We start from the raw sequence: 15,724 nt of genomic DNA, 5'->3' as shown, positions 1-15,724 counted from the left end.
CAAGAACTTATCAAAACTTTCATAATGCTCATTCGTCGCTCAAAATAACATAATCTTATTTATGCCTGATTTCGAATTACGAATCGAAGTTTAATAATTTATATACGCCTTATTTTTTATATATTCTTTTCAATTTGGAATAATAATTTCATGGAGGGAAAAGCATGAAAAAATTATTATGTATATTATTATTCCTGATTGTTTTTATAAACGCACCGTCATGCGGCAGAAGCAAAAACCAGTCTCCTGAGAATAAGCAAAGCGAAGATGAACAGGGGGCAGAGCAAAGTGAAGACAAAAATCAGGAGAAACTGGATAAAAAAGAAGGAAAGAAAGTGTTGGAGGAATACATGAAAGCCCTTGTATTAAGGGACATCGATAAAGCCAAGGGGTTGTATTCGGAGGGCTTAAAGCAGCAGGCGGGGAGTTTTGCCGCTATACAGAATCCTCATCCGAACGGATATAAAGTCGATAACCTTGAAGAAAAGGATGGAAAATTAGAGGGTAGCGCGGTACTTCTTTCGGTATCAACAGGCAAGCCATATTTTTCATTAGATGAGAATAAGTATACGATCATAAAAGAAAAAAACAAATATGTGATAGATAAGATAGAGAAATCCAAAAATACCGAAGTAATGGAAAAGAACAGGACGCTTTTCAAAAAAGAAGGGGGGGATATCAAGGGCAAGGAGATAATAAAGCTCGACGATCTTCCTGCCTTTGCAGTTCCGCAAGGCGCCACGCCTGACCAGAAGTTCAGCGTGGGCAGGGATGCATTTGGCCCTGTAGCAGGTGATGCCGAAGGGAAAATGCTTGCGATATCGACAAAGGGTAATCATCCGGCCATAATAGTTTATGACGGCAAACAAAAGAAGGCAAAATCCATTGACCTTTTTTTCAATAATACTATAGATTCATTATCATGGAGCGAAAAGGGGAAATATTTATCGGCAGAAGTTACAAACCCCGGCGGGACAAAATCGGTATTCATATATGATCCTGAAAATGAGAAAAAAATAGATGATCCTATGAAAAATGCTATGAAGCCGGGCAAATATACGATTATTAATTCTTACTGGATATCCGACGATGAACTCGTATTTACCGTGCAGCTTAAATCCACACTGCCTGCTAATGAACAAAACATGGCAGGGACATATAAATTCGATGTTAAAAACTTAAGTATTACAAGATCTTAATGATGAATCCGTGAAAAATATCTAAATAAAAGGCCTTCTTTTGCAAATTGTTAAAGGATATTCTGTTTTTTTATAGAATATATTCTACTTAATAAATTTAATGGGGGGATTAATGTGAGAAAAAGCATGATACGAGATATAAATATGGCACAATCGGGTCACAGAAAGATAGAATGGGTAAAAGGTTATATGCCTGTGCTATCTGCAATAGAAAAGCAGTTTGCAAAAGAAAAGCCATTCAAAGGCAAAAAGATTACGATGTCGATACATCTTGAGGCAAAGACTGCATATCTTTCAAAAGTTTTGAAAGCAGGTGGAGCAGAAGTCGCAGTAACAGGGAGCAATCCGCTGTCAACGCAGGACGACGTTGCGGCGGCATTGGTGGAAGACGGACTCAACGTATATGCATGGCATGGTTCAACAAAGGAAGAATATGAGTCTCATTTAAATGCGGCTCTTGATATAGAACCGAATATTATAATAGACGATGGAGGTGACCTTGTACAGATAGTGCATTCAAAAAGGCAGGATCTCATCAAAAATATAATAGGAGGATGCGAGGAAACCACAACAGGGGTTTTAAGGTTAAGGGCGAGAGAAAAAGCGGGAGTACTCAGGTTCCCCATGGTATCTGTCAATGATGCATACTGCAAATACCTTTTTGATAACAGGTATGGAACAGGCCAGTCGGTATGGGATGGAATAATGAGGACTACAAACCTTATAGTAGCCGGTAAAAATGTCGTCGTGTTTGGCTATGGCTGGTGCGGCAAGGGTGTTTCGGCAAAGGCGAAGGGCCTGGGGGCGAATGTGATAGTATGCGAGGTAAATCCCATAAAGGCAATTGAGGCCCATATGGACGGTTTCAGGGTTATGCCCGGCATAGAAGCCGCGAAAATAGGAGACATATTTATAACGGTAACAGGCGATTTGAAAATCATAACTGGGAAGCACTATAAGGTGATGAAAAACGGAGCATTGCTTGCGAACGCAGGGCACTTTGACGTAGAAGTGTGGAAACCGGATCTTGAAAAGTTATGCGTTGAAAAAAAAGCGATGAGAAATAATATTACGGGCTATGTGATGGAGGATGGAAGGATATTGAATCTTTTAGCAGACGGAAGGCTTGTAAATTTGGCGGCAGGAGACGGACACCCGGCGGAAATAATGGATATGAGCTTTGCACTTCAGTCCTTGTCCGCAAGATATATATGCGAAAATGAAGGAAAGCTTCAAAATAAGGTATACGATGTGCCCGATGAAATAGACGAGATGGTAGCACGCATGAAGCTTAAGGGCATGGGAATTGAAATAGACAGTTTGACTGACGAGCAAAGGGAATACTTAAAAGGCTGGGGAGAATAATGGATATACTTTTAAAAAATGCTTATGTGATAACTCTGGACGAAAATGATGACGTATTTGAAAACTGCTGCATAGGCATAGAAGATAAAAAAATTAATTATATAGGCCGGTATAAAGAGGGGATGGATGACGGCTATGACAGGGTTATAGACTGCGACGGCAAAGCCGTTATGCCGGGGTTGGTAAATTCACATACCCATTCTTCCATGACGCTTTTTAGAAATTATGCCGACGATTTAAAGCTTATGGACTGGCTGTTTAAAAAGATATTTCCACTTGAGGATAAGCTTGATGAGGAAGAATCCTACTGGGGTTCGGCTCTTGCACAGCTTGAAATGATAAAGAGCGGTACTACGGCATTCTGCGATATGTACTTTTTTATGGATAAAACGGCAGAGGTCTGCAAGACCTCAGGTATGAGGGCGGTTCTCTCGCGGGGGCTTACGGGCGACGATTTTGATTATAGGTATAAGGAAAGCGAGGAGCTTTACAAAAAGTACGACGGCTCGTGCGATGGCAGGATAAAGATAATATTGGGGCCGCATTCAGTATATACATGCTCCCTCTCGTATCTCAAGAAAATTGCGGATAAGTCGAACGAATCGGGCATACCATTGCAAATACACTTATCTGAGACAAAAGACGAAGTTTCAAATTGCAAAAAGAAGTATGGCATGTCTCCTGTAAAACTTTTGGACAGCATAGGGGCATTAAAGCAGGATACCATTGCCGCCCATTGTGTAGCCGTAGATGACGAGGATATCGAGATCCTTCAAAAAAGAGGAGTAAATGTTGCCCACAATCCGGGCAGCAATTTAAAGCTTGCCAGCGGTATTGCCCCTGTCGCAAAGATGGAGAAAAAGGGTATAAATGTATCCTTAGGCACCGATGGGGCGGCCAGCAACAATAATCTGGATATGCTCGAAGAGGTAAGGACTGCCTCATACCTTCAAAAAGTTAATGAGGACGATCCTACCGCCCTTCCCGTATGCGATGTTTTAAAAATGGCCACGGTAAACGGAGCCAAAGCCTTGGGGCTAAAGGATGTCGGCACGATTGAAAGCGGAATGAAGGCGGATCTTATAGTATTAAATACTAAAAAGCCTTATTATTATCCGAGATATAATATAAAATCCGCCATCGTATATTCAGGAAACTCATCGGATGTAGATACTGTGATAATAGACGGAAATGTCGTAATGGAAAATGGGAAGGTATTGACCCTCGATGAAGAGAGGATCTACTATGAGGTAGAGAGATGCGCAAAAAAGTTGACAGGAAGATGATATATATTCGATTCTTAATATGAGCTCTATGTTATTTTGAACACTCATTCGCCAGATTCAAGTTTTGTAAGTTCTAAGGTCTGCAGCCTTAAGAATCCAAGAACTTTTGAAACTCGTTTCACTCAGACATTCAAAAGTTCTAAGGATTCTTTGCAGCAGCAAAGCCAAGAACTTATCAAAACTTTCATAATGCTCATTCTTTGCTCAAAATAACATAATCCTATTTATGCCATATTTCAAATTGCGAATTGAAGATGATATATATTATAAAACCGGAAGTCTGGCGGATGGAAGATTTCATATAATGTATAGGGATAATATGGACGTCATATAATATAATGTATTTCATGTCTTAGGGGGACTAGCTGTGAAAAGATTTATACTGCCTTTGTTGCTTGCAGCTCTGGTTTTTGCATCTTGTGGAAAAAGCATTCAGGCCGGAAGCGATGAAGAGAGGGCTGCGTATCTTAAACAAAATGGGGTGGCAATAGATACCGAGAAGCCCTATTATAGTTCCTCGGAAACAATACCGGATGTCTTAAGTACTGTTTGGGAAATGCGGAATGTATTTTCAAAGAAAGCGTATGGAATAAACATTTCAGGCTATAGAGGAAAACAGTGTACTGTTTATATATATCCTATTCTCAGATTGCCTGATACCGTAAAGTTTGAAGATAGTTCGAATACAAGGGCAGTGGTTGTAAACTGCAAAAATAAGATAATATGCTCATATATAGACTATGTGTCCGAACTTAAAACATATCCTCCATGTTCATTAAACGGTAAAAGTATTGAGGAGTTGTCAGGCATAAAATGGGATAAGTGGAAAGCGAATATGGAGGATGATGACAATCAACTTCTGGTGATACTTCAGTACTATGACATGCTAAAATCCGGAGATTATGATGGCGCATATTCGTATGTATATGACAAGACGAAAATAAAAAAGGAAGATTTCATAAATACAGCCAGGGAAAATAAGCTCCCCTTCATGGATTTTATAAGTATAGGCAAGTATAAAAAATCGACTAAAAATGAGAGCTTTTATATATTGAGAGCTAAACTGGCCGGACAGAAAAAAATATGCGAGATAGAATTCAACTTAAAAGAAGATACGGGTAAAGACAGCGAGAATAACTGGAAAATAGTGAGCACGAAAATAAGGTGAATTCTTAAGTTATGCGTGCATATTTAAAAAATAGACAATATGACAAAAATTCAGGCAATTTTTTGTACGAGTATACTATGGAATATATTGTTATATTAACCTAAAATTATATTGAAAGTAAATATAACTCATATAATATAATTTTGGGAGGGGACTCTATGGCAGATTTATCATTAAGGCATCTTTACAAGACATACACAGGAAATGTTACTGCGGTTAAGGATTTCAGTCTCGAAGTTGCAGACAAGGAATTCGTTGTTCTCGTAGGGCCATCCGGCTGTGGCAAATCAACAACGCTCAGGATGATAGCCGGCCTTGAGGAAATTACGTCGGGAGAACTCTACATTGGCGGCAGGCTGGTAAACGATGTGGCGCCAAAAGACAGGGATATAGCGATGGTTTTCCAGAACTACGCGCTGTATCCTCACATGACGGTATATGACAACATGGCATTTGGATTAAAACTGAGGAAGACGCCGAAGGCTGAAATACAAAAAAAGGTTAAGGAAGCTGCAAGGATATTGGATATCGAACATCTTCTTGACAGAAAGCCGAAGGCTCTGTCAGGCGGACAAAGGCAGAGGGTTGCATTAGGGCGTGCAATAGTAAGGGAACCTAAGGTGTTCTTAATGGACGAGCCTTTGTCAAACCTTGATGCAAAGCTAAGGGTTCAGATGAGAACTGAAATATCGAAGCTTCATAAGAGGCTGCAGACGACATTTATATATGTTACCCATGACCAGACGGAAGCCATGACAATGGGAACAAGGATAGTTGTCATGAAGGACGGTATTATACAGCAGGTTGGAAGCCCTCAGTATATATATGACCATCCGGACAATCTGTTCGTTGCAGGATTCATAGGAAGCCCTCAGATGAACTTCATAGATGCAAAGGTACTTGAGAAAAATGGAAAGGTTTTCATACAGTTTAAAGATACGACTCTTCCTGTGCCGGATGATAAGGCCCAGGTAGTAAAAGAAAAGGGATATGTCGGAAAGAATATTATATTCGGCATAAGGCCTGAAAACTTATATGACGATGACAGGTTCTTAAATGATCATCCTGACTATATAACAGAAGCAAAAGTTGAAGTTACAGAACTTATGGGTTCGGAAACATACCTCTATTTAAATATTGCAGGTTCTGATGCAACCGCAAGGGTCGATGCTTCATCGAAGGCAAAAACAGGGGAAACTATAAAACTTGGAATGGATATGGCAAAGATCCATATGTTCGACAAAGAAACCGAAGTTTGCATATTATAGTAAATTTTTAAACTCAACTATTATACAGGGATTATAAGGCAATTATAAAAAGCTGTTGCCTGAGAATGGACTCCGACCGATGCGACATTGTGCCGGAGTCTTTTTCAGGCAGCGGTATCACCATCATTTTAGCGAAGGAGATGGTTTTGTTGGGAGCAAGTTGGCTGAATCTAGGAAGCCTTGTACTTGGCCTGATTGCATGGATACTTCCAGTTGTTAATCTTGTGCAGCGCAATAAGATTGACCACAGGAATTGGACCATCTTATCTGTAGCAAGCGTCAGTGCCTGCTCCATTTCATTGTGTATGCAAATTTTCTATAACGATCATTTGGTAAAGACAGAGGATTGGTCGGCGCTTATGGATACGTCTTCCGCAGTGGCAATGGTTTCCACATTGCTTCTTGTAGTAACAATTATACTTAATGCGGTCGCATTCGTTGTATATTATGGGAAAAAATCAAAGGACCGATAAAAAAGATAATTCTTTTCACATTCATATCCAGAGTCTCCTATGACGTTTTTGTATCTCTTTATTAAATTTTTTATAAATATAAAATATGTACCCGGGTCATTCTTTATAGAGAGAATTTTTATGGCATTTCTTTTTAAACGGTAAAATAATCCTTTGTGACACATTGCACAAAAATACTACATTTTTTTTGTGCATGTTTACAATAGAATATATTTTCTAAATATTCTACAATGAAATTAATCATTTGTGGCAAATAATAATATAAGATACGCCGCAAAATAGACAGGAGGAGACTTTATGGCAGATTTATCATTAAGGCATCTTTACAAGACATATAATGGAAATGTTACTGCAGTTAAGGATTTCAGCCTTGAAATTCAAGACAAGGAATTCATTGTTCTCGTAGGGCCATCCGGCTGTGGCAAATCAACAACGCTCAGGATGATAGCCGGCCTTGAGGAAATTACGTCGGGAGAACTCTACATTGGCGGCAGGCTGGTAAACGATGTGGCTCCAAAAGACAGGGATATAGCGATGGTTTTCCAGAACTACGCGCTGTATCCTCACATGACGGTATATGACAACATGGCATTTGGATTAAAACTGAGGAAGACGCCGAAGGCTGAAATACAAAAAAAGGTTAAGGAAGCTGCAAGGATATTGGATATCGAACATCTTCTTGACAGAAAGCCGAAGGCTCTGTCAGGCGGACAAAGGCAGAGGGTTGCATTAGGGCGTGCAATAGTAAGGGAACCTAAGGTGTTCTTAATGGACGAGCCTTTGTCAAACCTTGATGCAAAGCTAAGGGTTCAGATGAGAACTGAAATATCGAAGCTTCATAAGAGGCTGCAGACGACATTTATATATGTTACCCATGACCAGACGGAAGCCATGACAATGGGAACAAGGATAGTTGTCATGAAGGACGGTATTATACAGCAGGTTGGAAGCCCTCAGTATATATATGACCATCCGGACAATCTGTTCGTTGCAGGATTCATAGGAAGCCCTCAGATGAACTTCATAGATGCAAAGACATTTGAAAAAGATGGTAAGATGTATGTACAGTTTAAGGACATAGTACTTCCTATACCGGATGATAAAGCCCAGGTAGTAAAAGAAAAGGGATATGTCGGGAAGGATATTATATTCGGCATAAGGCCTGAAAATATATATGATGATGACAGGTTCTTAAATGAGCATCCTGATTTTATTTTGAGCGCAAAAGTTGAAGTTACAGAACTTATGGGCTCGGAAACATACCTCTATTTAAATGTTGAGGGGGCAGATGCAACCGCAAGGGTTGATGCTTCATCAAAGGCAAAAGCAGGAGAAACCATCAAGATAGGCTTTGACATGACAAAGATTCATTTGTTCGATAAAGAAACCGAAAAGGTTATTCTCTAATGAAATAAGACAACACCTGAAGTTTGGGGAATGTCTGTAAAGCACCTTCCACATCAGATATCTGATGTGGAAGGTGCTTTTGTATTTCTTCATGCTCATTCGTTGCTCAAGATAGCATAATCCTATTTATATCTAATTACAAATTGAAGTTTGTATTTTAATCCTATTGCAATATTACGGATATTTTGTTAAAACTATTATAAGCGTTATAAAACAGCGATTGGTTGTGTATAGATTATGAACGGACTTACAGCATCGATAAAAAAAATATCCAGTATCATAAAAAAGAATATAGATATCGTGGACCGTATGGGAGCTGTCGTGTATTCATCTGACAGCAGGAGAGTCGACCTGACGTTAGGTGATTTTGAACATGGTATTTCCCTGCCGGTTGATGAAAAGCACAGGCTGTATGTATATATCGAGGAGGGAAGCCTGGAGGAGATAAAACTTGCCCAGATGATACTTGAAAGGGAAGTTTCAGGCAGCGATATAGGCAATTACCGTCAGTTTCTCATAAATGTAGTTGATGGAATGGATGATCCTGAAAGATACTGCAAAAAATTTGGCATCCCCTATGATGCCAATTATATAGCTTATTGCATAAACCTGCCGAAGGCCGAACATTTTCATGATGCCTGCAGCTTGATATTCAATAGTTTCTTCGGAGAAAATAATATCTGGGTTTTCCCTTATAAAGAAGATATAATACTGCTTGAAAAAATCAATGAATATTCAAAGAGCTGCGATGCAAGAGCAAGCATGCTGAAGGACATGATTAATTCGGAGATATATACCCATGTATATATAGGAGTGGGTGATATACACAACAAAATAATAAATATAAAATATTCCATCAGTGAGGCTAAGGAAGCTATCAGGATTGGCAGGATGTTCAATATACCTGAAAATATTTTCATATATAAAAATATTTTGGCTGAAAGGATCATAAGCCTCATACCCGAGGAAAATATAAATGAATACACATCCGGGATCTTTGATGATAATAACGATACCATGGATGGAGAAATGATAAAAACAATAGAGATATTTTTTAAAAACGATTTGAATATAACAGATTCTGCAAGGGCACTTTATATACACAGAAATACACTGATTTACAGGCTTGACAAGATACAAAAATTGACAGGCCTAGATATAAGGAAATTTAATGATGCGGTTATATTCAAGCTATGTTATTTATTAAAACTCAGGAGGAAACAATGAATATAAAACTTATGCCAAGAGTTGAAGATATAAAAGATGAATATGTGTTAAATACAGATGCGATAGTAATAGATATGTTAAGAGCAACATCTGTTATAGCTACGGCTATAAATAACGGAGCAAAACAGGTTATTCCCGTTCTTGAAACCAAGGATGCGATAAATATGAGGGAGAAATACGATGATGTGGTGCTTGGAGGCGAGAGAAAGGGATTAAAGATACCAGGCTTTGACGTGGGGAATTCCCCTTTAGAGTATACGAAAGAGTTTATAAAGGGGAAAACCCTTATAATTACAACATCCAACGGTACAAGAGCAATAAACGGTTGTGCCAAAGCCAAGCATATATACATAGGTTCCATGGTAAACGGTCCGGCGGTAGCAAAAAAAGCATCTGAAGGCGATGCCGATATATCCATCGCTTGCGCCGGTACCCTTGGAAGGTTTTCACTGGACGATTTTATATGTGCCGGCTATATAATAGATGAGCTGCTTGCCATAAAAAAATATGACCTCGATGACATAAGCTTTACAGCTCACTATGTTTATATTAAAAATAAAGACGATGTGGAGGGATTTATAAAGAATGCCTCCCATTATAACTATTTGCTGAGCATAGGCATGGGAGAGGATATTAAGTACTGCTGCCAAAAGAGCATCATAAATATAGTACCGGAATATATAAATGGTTCTATAAAACTTTAAACCTGCGGACTGTGCTTGAAGGTTTAGCTATATAACCTGTAGTATCAAGAATTTAAGATAATATGTTTCGGCAGAACTTAGAAGTATTGGATGATCTTTTGCCTGGGTTCTATATTCTACCTGCCTCAATGTTTTTTTGGCATCGTGCCCTGCATCTGCTATAATTTTCATAAATAAATCAGGAGGAACATGCTGACTGCAGGATGCCGTAACTAGAAAGCCGCCGCTTTTTATTATCTTCATAGCCCTTAGATTTATTTCTTTATATCCTCTGCAGGCACTTTTAACTGCTGCCCTGGTTTTTGTAAATGCTGGAGGATCAAGTATCACCACATCGAATTTTTCTCCGCTATCATAAAATTCCCTGAGCTTATCGAACGCATTGGCCGTTTCAAATTTGCATATGTCCTGAACGTTATTAAGAGCGGCATTCTTTCTTGCAAATTCTATAGCGTGTTCGGAAATATCGATTCCTAGGACATCCCTTGCTCCGTAGCAGCCTGCATGAATCGAAAACGATCCTGTATGGCAGAAACAATCCAGTACCTTTTTATCATTTACGATATTCTTAATCGCTGCCCTGTTTTCCTTTTGGTCCAAATAATATCCTGTTTTCTGCCCATTTTCGACATCCACATAGAGATTTATTCCGTTTTCAACTATCTTGACCATTGTGTCAAAAGGGTTTGATAAAAATCCCTTTTTCATCTCGAGACCTTCAAGTTCCCTTACGGGAACATCGTTTCTTTCATATATGCCTTTTGGCTTTATGACCTCATTCAATACCTTAACAATAATGTCCTTATATTTTTCCATGCCGAGGGCAAGAGTCTGTATTACAAGGTAATCACCGAACTTGTCAACTATGAGCGCCGGTAAAAAATCAGCTTCCCCGTAAACTACCCTGCAGGCATTTGTATCGGTTACTACTTTTCTGTATTCCCACGCGTCGGTTATCCTTTTTCTGAAAAATTCCTCGTCTATTTCTTCATCCCTGTGTCTTGTCATAATCCTGACAAGTATCTGGCTTTTGGGATTTATGTATCCTTTTCCGATAAATTTACCTCTATAGTCTTCAACTTCTACTATATCGCCCGGTTCATAATCTCCTGAAATTTCTTTTACTTCATTTTTATATACCCACGGGTGACCCTTCTCAAGCATTTTCTGTTTTCCTTTGCCTATTATAACTTTTGCCATAGTATTTACCTCCGAATGATAGTGAACCTTCCATCACTAAAGTGACGGGTATAGCCCATGAACCGATAAAATGCATAAATATACTTATATTATAATATAACACTTTTTAAAAAAATTAAATATAATTCTGGAAGCTGCAATTTTTAATATGAGATTAGGTTATTTTAAACACTCATTCGTTACTCAAAATAACCTAATTCTATTTATGACCGATTTCAGGATTATCAACCGAAGCAGTTTTGACCGTGGATACGCCCGCATAGAATCGATAAAAATAGTTTTATAGGATAATTTAATCAGGGGTGGGGGGGGTAAAAATCAATATTATGGTTAAAAAAGAGAAAATAATAAAATAATAATAATGGCTGACATAAGTTTGGCAGTCATTATATTTAAATAAAATTGGAGGTAAATTTATGTGGAAATTTTGGCAAATAGGATTACTGGATATAGGAGTCGTTGCGCTGTCATACTTCATATTCAGGTATGCTTTAAGCGGAGAGTGGAGGCACAAGGTATGGGAAAAGTATGTCGACTCATTTTCAATGTTTGTTATTTTGCTATTTGTAATAACGATTATTATAAATGTAGTTACGTTTTTGATACTTTACCGCCTTGGGATCAAGCAATATGTTAATATTATAGCCCCGTCGGTCGTATCCGTTCTTGTGGGTTTTATAATTGCAAGCGTTCCCCAAAGAGGTGTTGGTGACCGACGGTAAAATAATATATAATTTTCTTCATATAAAAAGCATGTACCTGCGGGCGAAATATAATTGTTGAAAAAACTTTGCTTTAGTTTTATAATAATAAAGTAGTGTCGAGGTGTAGCGCAGATGGGAGCGCGCTTGGTTCGGGACCAAGAGGTCGCAGGTTCAAGTCCTGTCACCTCGACCATTTTTATTTGTAATTTTAAATTAATAGTCGGAATATATTAAAATAGCGGGAGTGGGACAATGGAAGAAAAAGCGATCGACTTATTTGAAAAAATCAATTTAGATATGCAGCAGGGTTTTAAGAGTATAAATGACAGATTGGATAGTATTGAAAAGGAAATAAAAAAGCACGGAACAAAAATAGATGATGAAATAATAAACAAGATAAAGGGTATATCAGAAGGGCAGTCTGTCATGCGAGAGGATTTGAATGATATAAAAGATAAGTTAAAAATACATAATAAGAAACTGGACGAACTGACTATGATCGTAAATACCCTTATGCATAAACAGGATGACCAGGATAAAATGATTTATGAATTAAGAAGAGTAAAGTAAAAGCTTGTATATGCAAGCTTTTATGGGGAGAGGACGCATCTTTTGCTAATCCTGGCTAAGATGTGTCCTTTGTCTATTTTTACTGCAATAATATTTCCCAAACGTTATTATTACCCTCTATCGGCATTTGTATTGTAATAAAATAGATTGTTTGATAACATACTATTAGAGAATATTTTTGTGGAGGGTTTATAATTGGGCAATGTCTATTTAATAGTAAGAGCCCTTTATACGGGATTGTTTACAGGTATTATAATTGCAATACCTATGGGGCCGGCCGGTATTGAATCCGTGAGATGGACTATATCAAAGGGATTCAGGCAGGGAGTTTTGGTGGCGGCAGGCTCTTTGATAACTGACACGATAGATGTAATGTTGATTAATTTCGGGCTTTTAGGCTTGGTTGAGAAAAATAAACTGTTGGGGATATTTTTCTGGTTGCTTTCGGGCATAATTATTTTTTATGTAGGCTATAAGTCTATAAAGGATGGTAAAGATTTGAATCCGGAAAAACAGGATGAAATCATAAGAAAAAAGGAAATAAAGTCTCACCCTGTGTTTACCGGTTTTATAATCAATATTTCCAATCCCATGACGCATTTTTTCTGGATAACGCTAAGCAGTACCGTTATAAGTATATGGAGAAGAGCCGGCCTTCTTCCATATTTCTTATTTGCCGTATCGATGCTCTCAGGTATGTTTATCAGTCTATTTGGCATAAACTATTTTGCTTCAAGGGGAAGGAAAGTCGTTGCGCCGGATCTTTCAAGAAAGTTTACAAAAATATTATCCTATGGGATATTAGCGATAGGCATAGGATTTTTTATAAACGGATTATACAGGTTGTATCTTTACCTGAAATAATTCCGCAAAAAAGTATCAATAATACTTGGGGGATGATCAAATGATACATACAGGATTGGTATCGGTTACTTTCAGAAAGCTAAAGCCTATTCAGATCGTAAAACTTGTGTCTCTGGCACAGCTTGAAGGAATCGAATGGGGCGGTGATGTACATGTTCCACATGGTGATATAGATACTGCCAGGGAAGTGTACAAACAAACTGTAGAATCTGGACTTTCAGTTACTTCATATGGATCATATTACAGGATGGATACCGAAGATAAAAATCTGGACGATTTTAAAAAAGTGCTGGATACCGCGCTTGAGCTTCATGCGCCCATGATAAGAGTATGGGCGGGAAATAAAGGCTCGGCCAGTGCAGATGAAAATTGGTGGAGGCATATAATTAACACATCGAGAAAGATTGGAGATATGGCAGGTAAAGTAAATATCGCGATATCCTATGAATATCATGGCAATACTCTTACGGATACCAATGGGTCAGCTTTGAGGCTCTTAAAAGAAGTCGGCCATAACAACATAAAAAGTTATTGGCAGCCTTCTGTAAATATGAGCTTTAAGGAGCGTATCGCCGGATTAAAAAATATTTTACCCTACCTCACAAATGTACATGTATTTCGGTGGATCACTCATGCATCGAAGATAGAAAGGCGCCCTCTTAAGAGCGGCATGGATGAATGGGGAGCATACTTAAATGTTGTATCAGATGACGGACATGACCATAATGCTATGATTGAATTTGTAAAGGACGATGATACGAGACAATTTATGGAAGATGCCAATGTATTAAAAAAACTGGTAAAAGAATGCACTAATGTGTAAAGTCATCGATTGATATATCCTCTGGTTAGGCCAAATGCTTTAACCGGGGGATTTTTTGTTTAGAATATGTAAATTTTATAAAATGGCATTTTACCTAATCTTAATATTCCATTAATATCACCTTAAACATACATTGATAAACTCTAAAATGTAGATAATAAATAATGAATAAAAATTGATAGGGGGAAAAGTAATGAAAAAAAGATTATCAAATATTTTAGCATTAGTGTTAAGTATCGTAATAATTGGGACTGCATTTGCAGGTTGTGCAAAGCAGGATGAGACTTCACAAAAGGATACGGGAAGCAAACAGGAAGATACATCGAAGATAAGCGGTTCCATATTATCACTGGGTTCATCAGCATTATTCCCATTAGCTGAACAGGCAGCAAAAACATTTAAAGAGAAATATCCTGATGCAGATGTACAGGTACAGGCAGGCGGGAGCGGCAAAGGTTTAACGGCAGTTGCAGATGGAACGGCGCAGATTGGCAACTCCGACATATTTGCGGAAGAAAAAAGCGGCATAGATGCCAAAGCACTTGAGGATCATAAAGTATGCGTTGTTGGTTTTGCAGCAGTTGTGAATAAAGGTGTTAAAGTTGACAATATCACAAAACAGCAATTGATAGATATATTTACAGGCAAGACAAAAAATTGGAAGGATGTTGGCGGAGACGATATGCCAATAGTAATAGTAAATAGACCTACATCATCAGGAACAAGAGCAACATTTAAGAAATATGCTCTGGATGGAAAAGAAGAAGCAGTAGGAAAAGCATTGACAGAAGATAATTCCGGTACAGTTCAGAAAACAGTGGCAGATACTCCCGGATCTATAAGTTACCTTGCATTTTCATACTTGAACGATACAATAAAGGCATTAAAGCTTGAAGGTGTTGATCCTACCAATGAAAATGTAACATCAGGCAAATACCCTGTATGGTCTTATGAGCATATGTATACAAAGGGAGCAGCTACAGGACTCGCTAAAGCATTTATAGACTATATATCAAGCGATGAAGTAAAACCTGACTTATTAAAACTTGGATTTATCCCCATAAATGATATGAAGGTCACAAGATAACCAATCTATATAAAAAATAAAAAAACGGACAGATAAAAATTTAATACATTGTACTTTGTAAAGCTTCTGCTTTTGATATAAGTAAGTAGAAGCTTTTTTATTGTGTTTTGTTGCAGGTGTTGCAATTGCAGGTTGTAGGGACGGTTAATCAAAAGTTAACTATTGGTGATGGTTAGGTGGTTAGGGACGGTTAATTAAAAGTTTGGCAAAAAGTAGACGGTTATCTGTTATAGTTTGTAATGAACTTGTCCATTTTTATCATGAACTAAAGTTGCCGATTGTTATATGATTTTAAAAAGATTAGATTCACTTAAACTTCGATTTGCAATATGAAATCAGGCATAAATAGGATTATGTTATTTTGAGCGACGAATGAGCA

General features: G+C 38.0%; 15 protein-coding genes and 1 tRNA gene. 15 read left to right on the top strand and 1 reads right to left on the bottom strand.

Features of this window, described 5'->3' with window-relative positions:
- Positions 1-164: 164 nt before the first annotated feature.
- From QME45_13045 to QME45_13005, 9 genes are all read left to right on the top strand, one after another.
- Positions 165-1,199 (top strand): hypothetical protein, encoded by a 1,035-nt coding sequence (locus QME45_13045; protein ID MDI6619571.1) that lies wholly within the window; start codon positions 165-167, stop codon positions 1,197-1,199.
- A 126-nt stretch (positions 1,200-1,325) separates the two neighbouring features.
- Positions 1,326-2,564 (top strand): adenosylhomocysteinase, encoded by a 1,239-nt coding sequence (locus QME45_13040; protein ID MDI6619570.1) that lies wholly within the window; start codon positions 1,326-1,328, stop codon positions 2,562-2,564.
- A complete protein-coding gene (locus tag QME45_13035) occupies positions 2,564-3,850 on the top strand; it encodes an amidohydrolase (GenBank protein ID MDI6619569.1) in 1,287 nt (428 codons plus the stop codon). The genes QME45_13040 and QME45_13035 overlap by 1 nt, the downstream gene beginning before the upstream one ends.
- 367 nt (positions 3,851-4,217) lie before the next feature.
- The gene (locus tag QME45_13030) at positions 4,218-5,018 is read left to right on the top strand and encodes a DUF4830 domain-containing protein (GenBank protein MDI6619568.1); all 801 of its coding nucleotides are present in this window, start codon (positions 4,218-4,220) and stop codon (positions 5,016-5,018) included.
- A gap of 158 nt (positions 5,019-5,176) precedes the next feature.
- Positions 5,177-6,286, top strand: coding sequence for a sn-glycerol-3-phosphate ABC transporter ATP-binding protein UgpC (ugpC, locus tag QME45_13025; GenBank protein ID MDI6619567.1), 1,110 nt, complete (start codon positions 5,177-5,179; stop codon positions 6,284-6,286).
- A 65-nt stretch (positions 6,287-6,351) separates the two neighbouring features.
- Positions 6,352-6,759 (top strand): hypothetical protein, encoded by a 408-nt coding sequence (locus QME45_13020; GenBank protein MDI6619566.1) that lies wholly within the window; start codon positions 6,352-6,354, stop codon positions 6,757-6,759.
- Positions 6,760-7,056: 297 nt separating this feature from the next.
- Positions 7,057-8,166 carry a sn-glycerol-3-phosphate ABC transporter ATP-binding protein UgpC gene (ugpC, locus tag QME45_13015; protein MDI6619565.1) on the top strand — a complete coding sequence of 370 codons (1,110 nt, stop codon included), beginning with the start codon at positions 7,057-7,059 and terminating at the stop codon, positions 8,164-8,166.
- Positions 8,167-8,403: 237 nt separating this feature from the next.
- Positions 8,404-9,393: a helix-turn-helix domain-containing protein gene (locus tag QME45_13010; protein MDI6619564.1), complete on the top strand. Its 990-nt coding sequence runs from the start codon at positions 8,404-8,406 to the stop codon at positions 9,391-9,393.
- Entirely contained in the window at positions 9,390-10,097 is a 708-nt protein-coding gene (locus QME45_13005) for a 2-phosphosulfolactate phosphatase (protein ID MDI6619563.1), read from the top strand. Before QME45_13010 ends, QME45_13005 begins: the two co-directional genes overlap by 4 nt.
- 27 nt (positions 10,098-10,124) lie before the next feature.
- Here QME45_13005 and QME45_13000 read toward each other — a convergent pair whose 3' ends face one another.
- Entirely contained in the window at positions 10,125-11,297 is a 1,173-nt protein-coding gene (locus QME45_13000; protein MDI6619562.1) for a class I SAM-dependent rRNA methyltransferase, read from the bottom strand.
- Between the two features lie 416 nt (positions 11,298-11,713).
- Here QME45_13000 and QME45_12995 point away from each other — a divergent pair, with 416 nt between their 5' ends.
- The 6 genes from QME45_12995 to QME45_12970 all read left to right on the top strand — a co-directional run bounded on the left by QME45_12995 (position 11,714) and on the right by QME45_12970 (position 15,345).
- Positions 11,714-12,019, top strand: coding sequence for a hypothetical protein (locus tag QME45_12995; protein ID MDI6619561.1), 306 nt, complete (start codon positions 11,714-11,716; stop codon positions 12,017-12,019).
- Positions 12,020-12,118: 99 nt separating this feature from the next.
- Positions 12,119-12,194 (top strand) — tRNA-Pro (locus QME45_12990).
- A 59-nt stretch (positions 12,195-12,253) separates the two neighbouring features.
- On the top strand, positions 12,254-12,571 hold the full coding sequence (locus tag QME45_12985; protein ID MDI6619560.1) for a hypothetical protein: 318 nt from the start codon (positions 12,254-12,256) through the stop codon (positions 12,569-12,571).
- Between the two features lie 195 nt (positions 12,572-12,766).
- The gene (locus QME45_12980; GenBank protein MDI6619559.1) at positions 12,767-13,435 is read left to right on the top strand and encodes a LysE family transporter; all 669 of its coding nucleotides are present in this window, start codon (positions 12,767-12,769) and stop codon (positions 13,433-13,435) included.
- A 40-nt stretch (positions 13,436-13,475) separates the two neighbouring features.
- A complete protein-coding gene (locus QME45_12975) occupies positions 13,476-14,258 on the top strand; it encodes a TIM barrel protein (GenBank protein ID MDI6619558.1) in 783 nt (260 codons plus the stop codon).
- A gap of 193 nt (positions 14,259-14,451) precedes the next feature.
- A complete protein-coding gene (locus tag QME45_12970; protein MDI6619557.1) occupies positions 14,452-15,345 on the top strand; it encodes a phosphate ABC transporter substrate-binding protein in 894 nt (297 codons plus the stop codon).
- Positions 15,346-15,724 lie beyond the last annotated feature (379 nt).

Source organism: Clostridiales bacterium, from assembly GCA_030016385.1.
In the GTDB taxonomy this organism is placed as follows: Bacteria; Bacillota; Clostridia; order Clostridiales; family Oxobacteraceae; genus JASEJN01.
The sequence above is the reverse complement of the archived record's forward strand: the minus strand, read 5'-3'. Positions and strand labels throughout refer to the sequence as shown.

What these genes read in the sequence shown, in the direction of transcription:
- QME45_13005 (MDI6619563.1), top strand. Translation starts at nt 9,390, where the DNA reads ATGAATATAAAACTTATGCCAAGAGTTGAAGATATAAAAGATGAATAT.
- QME45_12995 (MDI6619561.1), top strand. Translation starts at nt 11,714, where the DNA reads ATGTGGAAATTTTGGCAAATAGGATTACTGGATATAGGAGTCGTTGCG.
- QME45_12985 (MDI6619560.1), top strand. Translation starts at nt 12,254, where the DNA reads ATGGAAGAAAAAGCGATCGACTTATTTGAAAAAATCAATTTAGATATG.
- QME45_13000 (MDI6619562.1), bottom strand. Translation starts at nt 11,297, where the DNA reads ATGGCAAAAGTTATAATAGGCAAAGGAAAACAGAAAATGCTTGAGAAG.
- QME45_13020 (MDI6619566.1), top strand. Translation starts at nt 6,352, where the DNA reads ATGGACTCCGACCGATGCGACATTGTGCCGGAGTCTTTTTCAGGCAGC.
- QME45_13040 (MDI6619570.1), top strand. Translation starts at nt 1,326, where the DNA reads ATGATACGAGATATAAATATGGCACAATCGGGTCACAGAAAGATAGAA.
- QME45_12975 (MDI6619558.1), top strand. Translation starts at nt 13,476, where the DNA reads ATGATACATACAGGATTGGTATCGGTTACTTTCAGAAAGCTAAAGCCT.
- QME45_13035 (MDI6619569.1), top strand. Translation starts at nt 2,564, where the DNA reads ATGGATATACTTTTAAAAAATGCTTATGTGATAACTCTGGACGAAAAT.
- ugpC (MDI6619567.1), top strand. Translation starts at nt 5,177, where the DNA reads ATGGCAGATTTATCATTAAGGCATCTTTACAAGACATACACAGGAAAT.
- QME45_12970 (MDI6619557.1), top strand. Translation starts at nt 14,452, where the DNA reads ATGAAAAAAAGATTATCAAATATTTTAGCATTAGTGTTAAGTATCGTA.
- QME45_13045 (MDI6619571.1), top strand. Translation starts at nt 165, where the DNA reads ATGAAAAAATTATTATGTATATTATTATTCCTGATTGTTTTTATAAAC.
- QME45_13010 (MDI6619564.1), top strand. Translation starts at nt 8,404, where the DNA reads ATGAACGGACTTACAGCATCGATAAAAAAAATATCCAGTATCATAAAA.
- ugpC (MDI6619565.1), top strand. Translation starts at nt 7,057, where the DNA reads ATGGCAGATTTATCATTAAGGCATCTTTACAAGACATATAATGGAAAT.